The organism is Chlamydiota bacterium (genome assembly GCA_016178055.1).
GTDB lineage: Bacteria > Auribacterota > JACPWU01 > JACPWU01 > JACPWU01 > JACOUC01.
The window spans coordinates 155,685-171,569 of record JACOUC010000035.1 but is presented as its reverse complement, the minus strand read 5'-3'; the positions used below and the strand labels follow the sequence as shown (position 1 = coordinate 171,569).

The window sequence follows — 15,885 nt, the reverse complement described above, 5'->3', positions numbered from 1 at the left end:
GCGCCTGTTCACACTATTTAAGGTTGGATTTATCTTATGAATGCATTACTAGGTGTCATTCAATTAGATGGTAAACCCGTTCATCGTGAAGATCTGATTCGGTGTATCTTTAAAACTCCTAAATGGACGCCAGATCATCAAACCATTTGGGTAAAAGGTTCAGTGGGTCTCATCTCAACACAGCGGTTTGTGACTCCAGAATGTTCTTGGGGTCTCATGCCTTATGAACATCCCTCATCCAAATCTCTAATCCTCTCCCAGGTCTATTTAACCCATCGTGAAGACCTGATCCTTGAATTAGCATTATCATCTCATGAAGCTCAACAGTCAGCCGATTGTAAGCTGATCTTATTATCCTATTTAAAATGGGGACGAGATTGTGTTCACCATTTAAAAGGTCATTATCTTTTTGCCATCTGGGATCAGGCGAAGAATGAGTGGTTTATTGCCGTCGACCCCTTTTCAACTCGACCGTGTTTCTTTACTTATCAAAAGAATCGATATTTGATCTTTGCCAATTATTTTAGTCCCTTTCGAATCCTCTGTGATTCTCTCTCTATTAATCAAAATTTATTTGCCCATTTTGCGTTAGATGCGATGCCCTTGACAGAAACTTGCTATCGAGAAGTTCAGAAACTTCCTCGTGCGGGATACCTTTATTTAAAAGGCAACGAATTCCATGCTGGATCTTATTGGTCTTTAAAAAAAGATCGAGCACCCATTCGTTATCGGACCCGAGAAGATTATTATGAACACTTCCGAGAACTTTTTGAAAGGGCCGTTCGCAGTTGTCTACGTACGGATTTCCCGGTTCATGCCCATATCAGTGGTGGTTTAGACTCTACCTCTATCGCCTGCGTGGCAGCCCGTCTTCTAGGGGGGAAAAACCGTTTGCTCCACGGCTTTACCTCCATTCCAGTAGGCCTGGAAGGCCCGAGCTATAACCCAGGCTGGTATTATCACGAACTTTCCCTCATTGAAAAGGTATTGAAAAAATATTCAAATATTCAACATGATATCTATCAGTCATCTCCAGAAACCGATATCTTTGATTTTTTAAAAACGTTTTATCCTCATATTGATCAGCCCATTCGAAATGTGTCTAATATGGATTGGTACCTGGCTTCTTTTGATCGCACCTTAACCAATCAGGGTCGTGTTCTATTAAGTGGAGATGGAGGAAATGGGACTATTTCCTGGGGAGGCGAGGGGTCCCTATTTCAACGTCTTCGACCAAGACTTTCAGCCTGGGCGAGGGCGTGGTTCAATCCCCAAGGGCTTTTTGAAGATCCTTCAAACCCACATCAAACTCGGTTTATTCGTTCTTCTAGAGCACGACGGATTTTGCGTCGAAAGAGTGGGTGCTTGATCAATCCCCATTATTGGATGTTGAGTGGAGTCTGGGGAGCTCCCCGTCAAAGTTCCAGCATGCCGATGGCCCTTAGATATGGCATAGAACTATTAGATCCTACGCGCAACCTAGATCTCATCCGATTTTGTTACAACATCCCACCGTGGGTTTATCGAAAAGGCAATGATAAAGTAGAGCGCCGTTTGCTGGTCCGCGAAGGATTGGCCGGTTGGGTTCCTGAAGAAATTTGTTTGAATATTCATCGGGGAGAACAGGCGGCCGATTGGTTTCTACTCTATAACTTTCATCATTCAAAATGGCTCGCAAACCTCCAACAGTGGAAGAATTTACCCATGGTCTGGGATTTTTATGATTATTCTAAAATTTTGGATAGGTGGAAGGCACGGCCTCATATCGAATTAAATCAGTTAACAACGGAGATGATGATTGAGTACGCATGTCACTATATGACTTGTATCAGTTTATGCTCTTATCTGGATGATTTGTTATCACATGATAGAGATAAAGGGTGTGCCTGATGCCAGAGCTATCCCAAAAGGATTCTTGTTTAATCATGGGAAAATCATCCATAAACAATCGACGCGTTACGATTCGTGTTCCTTGACGAAGTTGATTCTGAAGAAGAGTCTTCAGTTTAGGATAAGCGGAGGAAGGGAGGGATAACATGACCACCGTTGCATCCTGGATCAATGCCTTCTTGACATCCGCTCTTGAAAATTTCACCAGAGGATCCACCCCCTCCTCACGGGCTTTTTCTTGAGCCTGACAAACAAGTTTTGAATCGATATCGATTCCGATTCCCCGTGCCCCACATTTCTGGGCGGCTCGAATGACCATCCGTCCATCGCCACAACCTAAATCGTAAACAATATCGTTCGGGCCTATGGCTGCCAACTCAAGCATTCGATCTACTGCTGACAAAGATGTGGGGACAAAAATAGCCAGATCACGTTTTAGAGGATGCTTGAACAATCGAATAAAATATTTGATGATTAGGCGGATCGGCCGAACAAAATAGTAAATGAAATATAAGCCCCTTGGAACACTGAAAAGACGCCACTCTAGAGGAGTTGGCCTAGCATAATTGAGACAAAAACGAATTTTATCCCGATAACTTTCTAAGGTGCGAAGAAAAAAGAAATCATCTAAAAATCTTGATCCGGTACGACGTTTCTGAAAAAGTTTTCCCCTGACCTTTTCTGCCAAAAATTTCACTCTAACATCTTTTTCAATTTTCTGGATGATTTCTTGGGGAATAGGGGCTTCGAATAAATTCATTGCTAAGTAAAGACCCAGAAGCAATATCCTTTTTTTGTGGAGTTGACAAGCCTTTTCTAAAACTTCCTTCCAATTTAAACAGGGATACACTTCAATGAGTGCTGCGATGTCACCTATTGTATTCAACTGTCTCCAACCGTGTTTCGCTCCATGAAGGCAAAGAATAAGAATCCAATTTTCAGGGGAGAAAGTCTGTAAGGGGGTTCCACCTAAAGATACCGATTCTGGATTTTCCCATAAACGCTGATTCGTATCTTCATCTGGGAATAAGAAAGAGTTAGGTTCAATGGCCCAATGAAGGTGTACAAAAATTCCATGGCCGGTCAAAGTTTCTTGACAACGATGGCAAATAAGATCATTTTTTTGTTTCTTGGGCTTAAATCGAGGAGCGTACCCTTGAGCTTCTAACAGTGCTTGGGCCTTTAATACATCGGATCGATGAATAAAAATATTTAAGTCTGTTGAGTGTTGCAGGCTAAAATTTTTATAAATCATCTCTGCCAATGCGGGACCATCATAGCAAAGAGCGAAAATCCGTTTTTCCTTGAACCCATTTAAAATTTGGATCAATGACTGGGTGATTAAAAGCGATTGCCTGAGATTCGATTGAACTTGTTCATAAAGCTCAGCGAAAAAGGGTTGAGAGACGGATTGAGAAAAATAGCGATCAAAATTTTGATAGAGGATCGGTTTCAATCGATGACGAGACATGATTTCGTAGAAATAATGCCAATCGATTTTTCCTTGGAGCAAAGTGAATACTCTCTCTCTTTTTTGAGAAGAGATATTCCCTTGAGCACAACAGATGAGAAGCTCTTCCTCAAAACGAAAAACGCAACTCATTTTTTACACCCAGCTTTAGTAAAATTTCGCTTTATTTTAATATATAGAATAAGTATCATATAGAACAATGATGATGTTGAAATTGTGAGAGAAATGATTTTGTGATCAAAAATAAAAATATCAAAAATCAAAGTAAGAAACCATGGACCCCTCCCTTACTTGAAGTCATTAAATTGACTTCGACAGAAAATATGACTACGGGGATGCCTCCGGATGGAGGCACGAAACCAAACGATGAGAGTTAACGCCTATCTTCCGTGATAGGTTTGAATTTAGTAAAACCACGCTGTGGTTGTGTATCTTTTCCCATGTGTTACCGGTAGAACCTCATGCATTTGCTCGGATCGAAAAGCGACCAGCAACCACCCCTCCTTTCCCTTTAAGGGAAATCCAAAATGTCTCCACTGAGGAGCGCTTAAAAGGCCAAATCAACCTTTTTTTCAGGAACCTGATAAAGATAAATAACGTGGGTAAATTTTTCATGATCTTTAAATGTCTCTGTTTTCAGAGGCGACAAGTGATTGATGTAAAGGGTCCTTGTTACAATTCTTGTACCTGGTTTGAGTTCTTCAAATAGCGGTTTCAATTTGGGATAGGCAGTCGAGGGTAAATTGAGCATGAGAAGCGTTGCGGAAGATACATCGGCTATTTTTGCATCTTGTTTCACAAATTTAACGAGATGTTCTACTCCTTCCCGACGTGCATTGTTCTTCGCTTCTCTAATGCGTTTGGGATCTTTGTCTATGCCTATTCCACGCACGCCATACTTCTTTGCAGCCATCACCACCATACGACCCTCTCCGCAGCCCAGATCATAAACAACGTCTTGGGGGACGACTTGAGCAAGTTTCAGCATTCGATCAACGGCAAAGGGAGATGTGGGTACAAATAGAGACAAATCTAAATTTGGAGGCTTATAAAAAAATCGATAAATATGTTTTGTGATTAATCGAATCGGTCTGACCAGATAATAAAGTAGATAAAGAAATTCAGGAAGCGGAATCATCATCCATTCGGCAGGGGTAGGCCTTACATGTCTTAGAGAGTGACGAAGGCGATTACCGACCCCTTCCATGATTCTAAGATAGATGAGTTCATTGCCGAGCCTTGGCCATGACTTTCTTTTTTGGAAAAGTCTTTTTCTAATTTTTGTAATAAGAAACATTACATGTGAATTGGTTTTGATTTTTTGAATCACCTCTATGGGCAAGTGGAGAGCGTACAAATCTAGAGCCAGGCCAAGCCCGATGGAGAGCATCCTTTCTCCTTTCAACGTCGTGGTCCTCTTGACAACGGCTTCCCAGTTCATTTGCGGATGTTGATGAATCAGGGACGCTAAATCACAAATCCAATGAAGTCGACTCCAGGCATGTTTCGCTCCGTGGAAGCAAAGAATAAGAAGTAGGTTCTCGGGGGAGAAGACATGAATTGTTTTCCCTCCAAAATCCATCTCTTTTAAATTCTCCCATAAGTTTTGATCATTTAATTTTGAGAAAGAAAGATGGGGTAAATCAATTTCCCAATGAAGATCGACATGAAGGCCCTCCTTTGAAAAAGTCTCTTCACAATCATATTGGAGCAACCACTTCTGCTGTTGGAGATTCAGATGAAGACGGGGTTTGTAGCCTTGAGATTCTAAAATAGTCCTTGCTTTAGAAACATCTTCCTTGCGAATCAAAATATCTAAATCCATATAGGGCCGTAATAAAACGTCTCCATAAAGCGCCATTGCTAAAACAGGGCCTTTGTAGGGAATACTTGAGATATTCTGTTCCTTAAATAAATTGAGGAGACCGATGAGTTCACGAACCATAGAAAGAGCACGTCGAGCTTCTATTTGAACATTTTCATAAAGCTCGGCAAGAATGGGGGGCGGTACATCTGAAATAAAATTTTTTTTGAAGGATTGGTAGACCCGCGAGGTTAGCCTGTGTTGAAATAGGATCTGAAGAAAATAATTCCAATCTATTTTTCCGTGCAGCAGTGTTTCGATCCGTTTCATTTTTTCAGGAGTTATTTTTATGGGTGTGCAAGAGATGAGTAGTTCTTCTTCGACGCGATTGGGTATCATGGGTGTTACTATAGCAAAGAAATTGCTTTATTCGAGTTACTTTAATTCAAGTGCTGCTTTTAGGGCCTCCTGAAGCTCCTCTATTTTTGATTCAGATAAAGAACCTACAAAATGGGTCAGGGATGATTTTGGAAGACTAATCAACTCATCGCAATGAATGCCACTTTCATGCTTCAATCCTTCAACAATGCCCACTTTAATCTGAGTTGATAACCCATCGTATGAACTATAGATAGGTGCACAAATAACGGTATTAAATTTTGAATCGATAAGAATTTGGCGACTTACAATCACAAAAACACGAAATTTTTTGGGATCAAAAGAAGAAGCTTTGTAAACACGATAAAGATCGCCACGTTTCACATCTTTACCTGGTAGGTAAGTACATCTTTGGCTTCTTCATTGAGATGGGAAGCTTTTTTATTTAAAATTTCCAAGTCTTTTGCATCTTGAATCTTTTGTTTTTGGTGAGCAAGGTATTCCCTCAGAGCTTGTTCAATTAACTCCGAACGGTTGTGATCTTCCCCCAACATCTGGTTGATCATTTTGAACAGGTCTTTCGATAGTGTTATAGATGTTTTGATTTTCATCGTATTATAGAGGTCTTGATTTTTATGCTACCATGGTAGTATGAAATGATGAAAAAAGTCCAGAACATTTTTCACAAGATGGAAATCGACCCGCCATCGGTCTACAGATTGAAGCAAGCGATGAAAACCAGCATGTGTTCATCATCAAACGAACAATTGATCTTCCCACAATTTTTTAAGAAAATTTTCCCAATAAATCACTGTCACTCCATCTTTTTTCATCTCAATAGGGTCTTGACTGATGAGATAATATTCTTTAAAAACAGCCTCTTCTTTCAACGCTTTAAGTCCCTTCATGTCATACTGTGAAACGCGTTGCGTATCTTTAACCTCGATAGCCGTGTGATCTCCCACAACAAAATCCACTTCATAGCCATGAAGAGAACGCCAAAAGGACAAGGGCTCTTTAATTCTTCGATAACTCAAATAGGCTCGTAGTTCCATCCCAATAAACTGTTCAAAACTAGCCCCATAAAGATTTGAGTTGCGATCTAGCGTCTTTGTTCCTGTTAGGGTGTGTGTTACCCCTGGGTCGAAAAAGTAGAATTTAGCGGTTTGAGCAGCCTTTCTTTTTTGGGATCGAGTCCAAGGTTCCAAAAAAAATCCAACCAATGTGTCTTCAAGAATAGAGTAATGTTCCCGTACGGTAGAAGCGGGAACCTGACAGTCACTCGCAATCTGCGTCAAGTTGAGTGGCTGACCCGTTGAAAGAGCGGCTGCTTTCAAGAACCTTGAAAAAGGAGGAAGCTTACGGATGAGCCCTTCCACTAAAATTTCTTCTTTCAGAAACGTTTGAACATAAGCATCCAGCTCCTCTTCAGGAAACGGGTTTTGATAGACATTGGGTAGTCCCCCATAACGAAGATAACGATTCAGATCAAAATTTTTAATTTCGGGCCAGCATAAAGGAAAAAGATAGGCCGTCCAAGCGCGGCCTGCAAGCAGATTAGCTTGTCCTCGTTTTAGTTTTCTGGCACTGCTCCCTGTGAGCAGAAATATAATATTCTTTTCTTCAATCAGGCGATGAACTTCGTCCAAAAGTTGAGGGATTTTCTGAACTTCATCAATCACAACTACATTAGCTCTCTGGGACGCACCTTCAATCAGAGCCTCGAGTTCTGATGGGCGGTTTGAAAGACGAAAATAAAGTTCTGTCCTGAGAAGATCCAGAACAAGTGCATTCCCAAGTTGTTCACGAATAAGATAACTCTTTCCAGTGGAACGTGAACCAAATAGGAAAAAGGATTTTTTTTCTAATAATTGTGGAAGATGGAGGATACGATTAAAGCTCATAACAGCAATACTAATGCTGATATTTAAGAAAATCAACACTTATAATGCTAATTATAGCTATTAATCTTACGTTCGCACATTAATACTTCTGATCACATCCACGAGCATTTGCGAATCATTAACAAAGGTTTCTTCTAAGGCGATGACCATGAAAAGAAGTTTCCCTTGAGGGACAGCCAAGGCTGTCACAACAAATTTCTGTTTCGTTTGGGGATTGATCGAATAATAAATCATTAATTTTCCAGTAATGATTTTTTCTCCTGAACGAACTTGGGCATCCCGTCTTTCCAAAACCTCTTTATCCTTGGTGAGAGAATTGAGAGCCTCATCGGGGGCATCCATTTCTACCACCGTAATTTCTCTCGATTGAGGACCGGTGAAACGCGCTCCAGCTGGGTTTTCTGCTGGAGAAAAATTTTCAGGGATTCCGATTGAAAAGCGTTGTTTGGGATCCTGAAAGGGTTTAAGAGGAGGACTTTGTACAAGAGGTGCCTTATAAGGAGACACGGAGACATTGGCCTGGTTCTGGAGGCCCTGCGTTTCCAAAGGCGTCGGGGCATTTCCCACTGCGGACCCCACAGGCGGATAATTTTGAGTCGGATTGGTTAAATTCGTATTTGCAGGCGCCTGATTCTGATTGGCTATGGGATAAGTTGGAATCGTTTGCGGATTCATTAACGGCTGAGATTGAGTTGATGGGGCTAGAGGCGGCGGTGTCAAGGTTGCCAGCTGCATTTGTTGTTGGACCAAAGCATTCATGTCTGTATTCGGCATGGCGTATGGATTTTGACCCGCTTGCGTTTGTCCGGCCTGGTTCATTTGTTGTGCAGATTGCTGCATATACTGCTGCATGTACTGCTGCATCATTTGCTGTTGCTGTTTTTGAAATTGTTCGTACATGGCGTTTAAATCTTGAGGATTCTGAGAATAGTTTTGGCCGTAGGGATTGGTGGAATTCATTGGGGGATAAGGATTATTTTGGACCATAGACCCGTAAGTGCTTGTCATGGGAGGGGCTGTCATGTTTTGAGGGCTCTGAGATCCAACTGGTATTGGAGAAGAATTTGGAGCCGGATACTGAATAGGTGCTTGAAAATTTTGTCCAGAGGGTGCACTTTGTCCCCACTGAATGCTTTGAATCACTTGATCTAAGATCGGTTTTACAGCTTGAAATTGTTGAGGAAGGACCATGATGGTGATGAGGTAACCGGAGTTTCCAAGGACCATAAAATATTGCTCAGCGGCCATTTGGACTTTGCCCATTTGGGTGTCTTTGAGAAGGGTGAATCGATAGTAATGGGCCTGTGCCCCTGCAATGTTCACAGGTTGATCTTGAAGCTTCTGATATTGAGGGAGAGAACTTAACACATTTTGTTCAATGGCTTGGGCATATTGAGCCGGTGTAAGGACTATGGGCAGCGTTTCAGAAGCAATGCTCAGTTCAGCCACGGCGATTCCATTTTGGGCATAGGCGTAGTGTGCAAGTTCTCCAGCCGATTGGTTTTGCATTTGAAGCCATCCCGGGCCTAATTGTAAGCTCATTCGCCCTTGGGGATCGTTAAATGAGTTTGCCTGCTGATATTGTCCAAAAATGTAAAAAGCGGAAAAATTAAGGAGAATGATAAAAAAAAGGCTTTTTGTAAGGAATTTTTTCATGACAAGTCCTTTCTATGAGATCTAAGAGATCTAAAAAACAATATACAACATGAAATTTGGATTCGGAAGGGGAGGGGGTGTTTTTTTTATTTTTGTGGTGAGGCTCAATCAGTGTTAAATTTTAAGGAGGCCAGGGAGGACTTCTATGCTCTTCTCTCATCGAGCGGTTTTTTCCCAAATTCGATCTTGGAAGCTCCAAGAGAAAATAATTGTAGGCGGGATTGTTTTACTCGTTTTGATTTTAGGATTTATTTTTTCATTTAAATGTTCGAAACAGACTCCGATTCATAATTCTCATGCCGATCCATCTCAAAATCTAAAAACATCTGCCTTAACCGAGCCACCCTCTGTTCAAACTCCTTCTCAAGAAACCTTACCGCTCGCTTTTCAAAACGCGACAGACTACGTAGAACTTCCTGATGGAACAAAAATTCCCGTTAAAAAAATTTCTCAAATAAAAATGGATGGGGCACTATCCAATTCCTCTGACGCAAACGGAATTAAACCCTTAGCTCTTCCCATGAAGGTTTATCAAGATCATTTTATGGGTTTTTCCATTCGCATTCCAGAAAATTGGCATCTCAATGCGACTCAGGGGAAAATATTGGTGAAGAAAGATCCTCAAGCCCTGACCGGTGTAATCGTTTATCCCGTTATTTTGAAAGAGGACATGAATGCCCTGCAATTTCTAAAGATGAGTTTTTCCATTTATGAAGGGATTTACAAAAATCATCAAGGGAGTCTTTCTTTAGAGAATGTTGAAGAAAGGGGAAAGAGTGCCAAAGGCCAGTTTCAAGGTGTTCTTCAGGGAGTCCAGATTCAAGGGATGGTTCAAGCCACCGTCGAGGGTCGTCGTGGAAATTATCGAGCGTTCTGGGCCCCTATTGCAGACTTTCCTTCGTTGAAACAAGTGCTTCAAGTCGTTTCAGAAAGTTTTAAAAGTTTTCAAGGTGAGCCCTTAAAATTGTATCAGGGCAATGTGTTTCAGATTTATTATCCTGAAGGTTGGCAAGTGAGCGAGACTCAAAATGGGATTGATGTTGTTGATGCGACGGATCAGACGGCCGTCAGCATTGCCATTCTCATGTATGTCCCCGGGAATCCTGATCCTTTTCATTTTATGGATTGGAATCTTCATCAGCTTCAGATCCAAAATGGGTTGATTTTACAGCAAAAGAATTATCCTGCTTTCAAAGATGCCCTGGGTCAATCTTGGCAGATTGGCGGCCGTGAAATGGAGTACGATTGGAAGGGAGAACATTTTCGATCGGTGATCACCTCTGGAATTCTTCGGCAAATGATTTGTTTTTCCGGGATGGTTTCAGTTCGGCAAGCCCCTATTCAAAGATGGGAGGAAGTGTCTCCAATGCTTGAAGCCATTGAGAAAAGTTTTAAAGTTCTTCATCCGGAAAAGATGGGGGGAGGAGCGCAAAGCATGGTGCTTCCAACGAATCACCCGGCGGATACCTCGAGTGTGATGGAAAGTTGGGAGGCCAAAAATGAGGCGGAAGCTAGGGCTGAAGGTCATTGGTCAGAATACATGCAAGGAGGTGGCTACCGGGAATCTGCTAAAACAGGAGGACAGGTCTGGGTCACTCCCCAAGACTATGACCCCGGCCGCGGCGGGTATATCAATCCGAACGATCCCAGCGATGTGATTGCGGAGTGAAAAAATTGCCCAAGCGGAATTGGCAAAGAGCAGTAGAAATGTGATGAGAAATTCGGGTTAGGGCGAGTCGAGGCTGGGTTGACGATAGACTTATTTTCATAGCAAAGTTAATTCAGCTTTAAACTATTGAATATCTCCTCTCTCACTTTTTTTGAATTCTCATATTCATTTTCAGGGGCAATGAAACTGAAGGTCATGCTTTTTTCTTTCACCACGACAAGCATTTCAATCACTGGAATTCCTGAAGGGTCTTTATCCTTAAAAATAGTTTCGACTCCCTTGAGGGATGTGAGCGACCAGTCTCCTTGGGAAATAATTTGTTTTCCATGGGTGATGACCGTTTGCATGGCCTCTGCCGTTTCTGGGCCTGGAAGAATTTCTAAGGTCAAGGCATAACCGGTTCCAGAGACACTGAGCATTCCACTGGCTGTTTCTATCGTCATCCAAGAGGCAGGGACAAGAATCGAAAATTTCCCATGAGGGTCCGTATAAGATTTAAGAGGGTACAGGGCCACTCCTGCCAGAGAAGAAGGAATATGACCTTCTTGAGGAGAAAGGGGAGGAAGGTCAATTTTAGCTTGAGGCGTCATCACGGGATTGGGGACTGTTTGTGAGACCAGGGGATAAGCGGTTGATTGAGAGGCTGTACTCATCGGGGGAAGAGGGCCTACGGCAACGATGCGGGAACTTTGTATGATTTGATCAAATTGAATTTTCATTGGATTAAAAAATTGAGGATAGGTTCCAAAATGAAAGGTATAAGCTGCATTTCCAACCACAAAATAGTATTCCTCGCAGGCCAATATTTGATTCGTTCCTTGAGCCGTTTGATTAAAACTGAATTGTCTCCAAATTCCATTTTGTCCGTTGAGCGAAATGGCTCTTTCTCCAGACTTTTGATAGCTTGCAAGCGTCTTGAGTGAATTCTGTTCTGCCCCCATGGCATAAATTTGGGCATCCACCGCTTGGACCAAGGGTTCAATAAAAATAATGGTTTCAGCAATGGGTGTTCGTCCCTGTCGATAGACAAAATAAGCGGACTGAACGGGGCTGGTGGGTGAGCTTTGAACCCATCCGACAGGAAATTGCAAGAAAATACTTCCATCGGGATGCCGATAAGAAAGGCCTTGTTCCACTTGACTCAAGGCTAAACGAGAAGTCATGGCCAACAAAAACACCAACAAGGAAATCTTTTTGATTGTTGTCTTCATTGTTTTTATAGTTTTTATATTTTTCATTTTTCACTTTTAATTGTTTTTATTATTTATCCCTTCAATTCAATTCCCTCGATCATGGCATTGATGAGTTGTTGAATCATTGCTTTATCTTTTTCATCTTCATACATTAACTTAGGTATGGAAATCAGAAAAAAAAGATTCCCTTCCTCTGGTAAGAGGGCCGTCATGATCAATTCCACTTTTGAGTCTTCCGTTTTTGAGGGGAAAGTGGTGAGCGTTGCTTTCAAAGTCCCATGAGCTCTCTTGAGAGGACACTCTTTTCTTTCTAATGGGGTTCGGCCCTTGACCGAAGATTGGAAAAAATCTATTGTGGCCTGATGGTCCATCAATGCAAGAATCAAAAATTGTGTGCTGCCCGGTCCATCAAAGGAAAGATACCACTCGCCTTTCTGATTTCGGGTCCAATCTTTCGGATAAAGGAGAGAGAATCGATGCAGGGGATCTTCCCATTTTTCAAGGCCAAGATTGCGAGCACGAGTTAGGGCCTCTTTTTCTTGGGGGGGAAGGGTCGCTTCCATTCTTCCATAAATATTCCCTGTAAAATCTGCGGGTCCTTGTGTGGTGAGAACACTGGTGATGGCTGAACCGGATGGGAGCTCATTTCCTTGCGTTTGGGTTGGAGTCGTCGTATTTTGAGTTGGGGGAGCTTTTTGCTTTTGTGCTTCAGCCATTTTGACCCTAGCTTCATACTCCTTTTCTTTTTGCTCGAGGATGGGGACCAGGGCTTGCAGTGAAGGATCATTTTTGGCGATGTTTTTCATCGCCGTGGTCTTATTCCAGAGATTTTTGTCATAGGGGGTCGGGACCTCTGGAATTTTCCATGGATATTGCGGCATGAACCGTTCTGGATTCGTTAAAATGGGAGGAGGTTGAACGGAATTCAAATTTTGCTGAGCCAATTGTGTTAGGGAAAGTGATGGGGTGGACTGAACTAAATTTACGTAGGAATTTTTTCCTCCAGGCTCTAAAGAAATATGGGAAATGGCTGGCTTAAAATTTTTCATCATTTCTTTAAATTTTTTTTCCATCTCAGGCCAGGATTTTTCAAGGGCTGAAAGTCGGATCACAATCCCTGTTCCTGTATAGGCATGGATAAAATAGTATTGAAGAAATCGAATATGCGATTGATTTGCGGCCACGTAACTATATTCAGAAATGGCGGCTGTAAAAAATCCAAAATCTTTAATGGCATCGTTGAGGTAAGGGGTGGCTGTGTTGGCACGATAAAAAGAATTCTCTTCGATTTCGGCTTGGAGGTCGTTTTCGTTCATGGCATGGGGAAGGAGATAGGAATAAATAATGACTTCCGCAAGAGTGATTCCATTTTCGCAGTAAGAAAAATAGGCTTGCTGATTTTGCGAGGCATGCCCTTGGATCCATCCTGCCAGAAAACCCAGCGTAAAGCGGCCTTCAGGGTCTTCATAGACAAAGCCATTCGCAGGATTATTTTCGGCAATGAGACCCGCTTCATTTGTGAAGAGCACGATCAGTAATAAATACAGCCACTTTTTTTGGAGCATATGACCTTTGTTGTCATAAAATCAAAATCCAAAAATCGAAATGCAAAGTGACAAATCAAAAATCAAAATTTTTCACAAGACTAGACATAAGATGCATTTTGGATTTTAATCTGTCATTTTGATTTTTGATCTTTGATTTTTGAATTTCCATCATTATTGCCCCCAGGTTTTGAGGGCATTGAGTTTGAAAGAGGTGAAGAGGTTTGAGGGAGCAGTTGAGTTCCCAAAGCGGTTGGCTGATTTAACATAAAATGGGGCATAACGGGGGCTTGAACTTGTCCCTGGGACGGCTGAAAATTTTGTGTTGTGTTTGGGCCGAAGACTCTGAAACTTTTTACGATTTCATCTAGTTGGAGTTTAAGTTGAGCGGCAGTCTGGGGATAGGTTGCAAAATGGAGTACAATTCCCATATTGCCTGAAATATTGCCTGAAACAAAATAATAGTGTTCGGCCCAAACTGTTTTCATTTGGCCCTGGAGATTCACCCCGTATGTAAATTGACGATGAGCGACGATTTGTCCATTGAGAGTTAACGTATTCTCAAGGCCTCTTTGATAATTGAGTGTGTTGCGCAGTGTATTTTGCTCGACTGCAATGGCATATACTTGAGGAGTGACTGTTTGGGGAATCGTCTCCAGATAAATGGCTGCCTCGGCCAGGATTACTCCTCCTTGAACATCAATAAAATAAGCAGCCTGTCTTAGATCTGTGAGTTGGGTTTGGATCCAACCTTGAGGAAATTGAAGCGTAAAAATCCCTTGAGGATGGGTATAGGTCAGGCCTGAGGACAAATTTGTACCAAAATTAGGAGGACCTGCATATTGAGCAAAAATGAAGTTATGGATGGAACAATCTAGAAGAATGATGGTTAGGAAAAGAAATTTTTTCATGGCCTAACTCGCACGTGTTCCAAATTTGATTAATGGCTTTTTCTAAAGTATAATACACCTTAGGAGGTCTGTAAAATAAAAATGGCTACCTCCCTAAAAAATACTTCTCATCATCTATCTCATGATTCGCCATCCGATTTTTCGGAATCCTTGTTGACTCAGATTCGTCGTTGGAATTTGAAAGAAAAAGTCTTTCTGGGAATTTTTTTCATCGCTTTAGTCAGCTTGGGAATGTTTTTCAATTTTCTTTTACAAAGGCATGCAAAATCTCCTCTTCAAAAGTTTCAAGGGAATCAAAATGTTTCTCTTCAGCAAATGCATGGAGAAATAATAGAACTGCCCGATGGGAGAAAGATACCCATCCATCCAGAGGTGCTTCCTGTCGAAGTTTCTGGTGTTCATCCAGTCATGTCAGGAAGTTCTTCAGTTCTTCCCATGAGAATCTATGAGAATCGGTATTTAGGATTTTCGATGCGTGTTCCGGAAGGTTGGCAAATAGCCGTTGATTTGGGGCAAATTTTAGTGCGCAGAGATCCTATGGCTTCTGCAGCGATACTGATTCGGCCTATTTTATTAATAGAGGGGATAAAGCTCTTAGATTTTTTCCAAACGCAGTTTCAAATTCAAGCGAAAGCCTTGCAAAATCTAAACGCCCATTTTTCAGTGAACGGCCTCAAAGAAATATCCGACCAAGTGACGGCCGAACTTGAAGGTTCTGTAAGTGGTGTAAAAATTCAAGGGCAAGTTAAAGCCATTCAGAAAAATTTAAAGGGCATTTACCAGTCGGTATGGGCACCACAAGAAGAATGGGAAATGTTACGGCCAACCCTTGAGGCAGTTTCAGCGAGTTTTAAAAGTTTTCAGAGTAAGCCGATGAATCTCTATCAAGGTCAGGTTTTTAAAATTTCTTATCCCAAAAATTGGAATGTAAAAGAAACAGAATACAATCTTGAGGTGGTCTCTGAGGATGAAGCGGATGGATTCCTTGTTAATTTTTTTATCTATCTTCCTGGCAATCCTACCGCTCAGGAACTTTTAAAAATTTTTGAAATTCATCAAACGCGGATTAATTCCATTGATACTCTCTCAGAGCGGGAATACCCTGAATTCATCGATCCCTTAGGTCAGCGCTGGAAGGTTGCCGAAAGAGAAGTGACTTTTAATGCGAGTGGGTCTGGCCTCAAAAAAGGGATTTTAAGGGGCGCCGTTGTTTCTCAAGGGAATAGTTTTTCCGGCGTCATGACGTTGCGCTATGCCACTCTTTCCAGATGGGATGAGGTAAAAATGACCCTGGCCGAAATCGAGCAAAGCTTTAGGGTCTTGCGTCCAGACCGTTTGGGAGGCGGTGGGAAAAATGTTCAATTCCCCAAAAATATTCCCATGATGGATGCACAATCTTTACCTAATCCCAATACGGGGGAGAAAAACGAGTAAAAGATTGACGTTAAAAAGTTATTTACTATTA

12 protein-coding genes are annotated in these 15,885 nt (G+C 41.8%); 3 read left to right on the top strand and 9 right to left on the bottom strand.

What is annotated here, in order from left to right:
* Window positions 1-36: 36 nt before the first annotated feature.
* Window positions 37-1,890: a hypothetical protein gene (locus HYS07_05345; GenBank protein ID MBI1870605.1), complete on the top strand. Its 1,854-nt coding sequence runs from the start codon at window positions 37-39 to the stop codon at window positions 1,888-1,890.
* Here HYS07_05345 and HYS07_05340 read toward each other — a convergent pair.
* The 6 genes from HYS07_05340 to HYS07_05315 all read right to left on the bottom strand — a co-directional run bounded on the left by HYS07_05340 (window position 1,829) and on the right by HYS07_05315 (window position 8,989).
* Complete coding sequence (locus tag HYS07_05340; GenBank protein MBI1870604.1) at window positions 1,829-3,493, bottom strand: nucleotidyltransferase family protein; 1,665 nt, start codon at window positions 3,491-3,493, stop codon at window positions 1,829-1,831. The two genes, HYS07_05345 and HYS07_05340, sit on opposite strands and share 62 nt — an antisense overlap.
* Before the next feature lie 415 nt (window positions 3,494-3,908).
* Window positions 3,909-5,564 (bottom strand): nucleotidyltransferase family protein, encoded by a 1,656-nt coding sequence (locus tag HYS07_05335; GenBank protein MBI1870603.1) that lies wholly within the window; start codon window positions 5,562-5,564, stop codon window positions 3,909-3,911.
* A gap of 36 nt (window positions 5,565-5,600) precedes the next feature.
* Window positions 5,601-5,927 carry a type II toxin-antitoxin system PemK/MazF family toxin gene (locus tag HYS07_05330; protein MBI1870602.1) on the bottom strand — a complete coding sequence of 109 codons (327 nt, stop codon included), beginning with the start codon at window positions 5,925-5,927 and terminating at the stop codon, window positions 5,601-5,603.
* Window positions 5,924-6,154 (bottom strand): hypothetical protein, encoded by a 231-nt coding sequence (locus tag HYS07_05325; GenBank protein MBI1870601.1) that lies wholly within the window; start codon window positions 6,152-6,154, stop codon window positions 5,924-5,926. Before HYS07_05325 ends, HYS07_05330 begins: the two co-directional genes overlap by 4 nt.
* 144 nt (window positions 6,155-6,298) lie before the next feature.
* A complete protein-coding gene (locus HYS07_05320; GenBank protein ID MBI1870600.1) occupies window positions 6,299-7,447 on the bottom strand; it encodes an ATP-binding protein in 1,149 nt (382 codons plus the stop codon).
* 66 nt (window positions 7,448-7,513) lie between these two features.
* Window positions 7,514-8,989 carry a hypothetical protein gene (locus HYS07_05315; GenBank protein ID MBI1870599.1) on the bottom strand — a complete coding sequence of 492 codons (1,476 nt, stop codon included), beginning with the start codon at window positions 8,987-8,989 and terminating at the stop codon, window positions 7,514-7,516.
* 259 nt (window positions 8,990-9,248) lie between these two features.
* On the opposite strand from HYS07_05315, the gene HYS07_05310 reads away from it, so the two are divergent.
* Window positions 9,249-10,772, top strand: coding sequence for a hypothetical protein (locus HYS07_05310; GenBank protein MBI1870598.1), 1,524 nt, complete (start codon window positions 9,249-9,251; stop codon window positions 10,770-10,772).
* Between the two features lie 107 nt (window positions 10,773-10,879).
* Here the strand turns inward: HYS07_05310 and HYS07_05305 are convergent, their stop codons facing one another.
* The 3 genes from HYS07_05305 to HYS07_05295 all read right to left on the bottom strand — a co-directional run bounded on the left by HYS07_05305 (window position 10,880) and on the right by HYS07_05295 (window position 14,420).
* The gene (locus HYS07_05305) at window positions 10,880-11,983 is read right to left on the bottom strand and encodes a hypothetical protein (protein MBI1870597.1); all 1,104 of its coding nucleotides are present in this window, start codon (window positions 11,981-11,983) and stop codon (window positions 10,880-10,882) included.
* Window positions 11,984-12,036: 53 nt separating this feature from the next.
* A complete protein-coding gene (locus HYS07_05300) occupies window positions 12,037-13,530 on the bottom strand; it encodes a hypothetical protein (protein MBI1870596.1) in 1,494 nt (497 codons plus the stop codon).
* 113 nt (window positions 13,531-13,643) lie between these two features.
* Window positions 13,644-14,420: a hypothetical protein gene (locus HYS07_05295; protein MBI1870595.1), complete on the bottom strand. Its 777-nt coding sequence runs from the start codon at window positions 14,418-14,420 to the stop codon at window positions 13,644-13,646.
* An 81-nt stretch (window positions 14,421-14,501) separates the two neighbouring features.
* Here HYS07_05295 and HYS07_05290 point away from each other — a divergent pair, with 81 nt between their 5' ends.
* Complete coding sequence (locus tag HYS07_05290; GenBank protein ID MBI1870594.1) at window positions 14,502-15,854, top strand: hypothetical protein; 1,353 nt, start codon at window positions 14,502-14,504, stop codon at window positions 15,852-15,854.
* The last annotated feature ends 31 nt before the right edge of the window (window positions 15,855-15,885 follow it).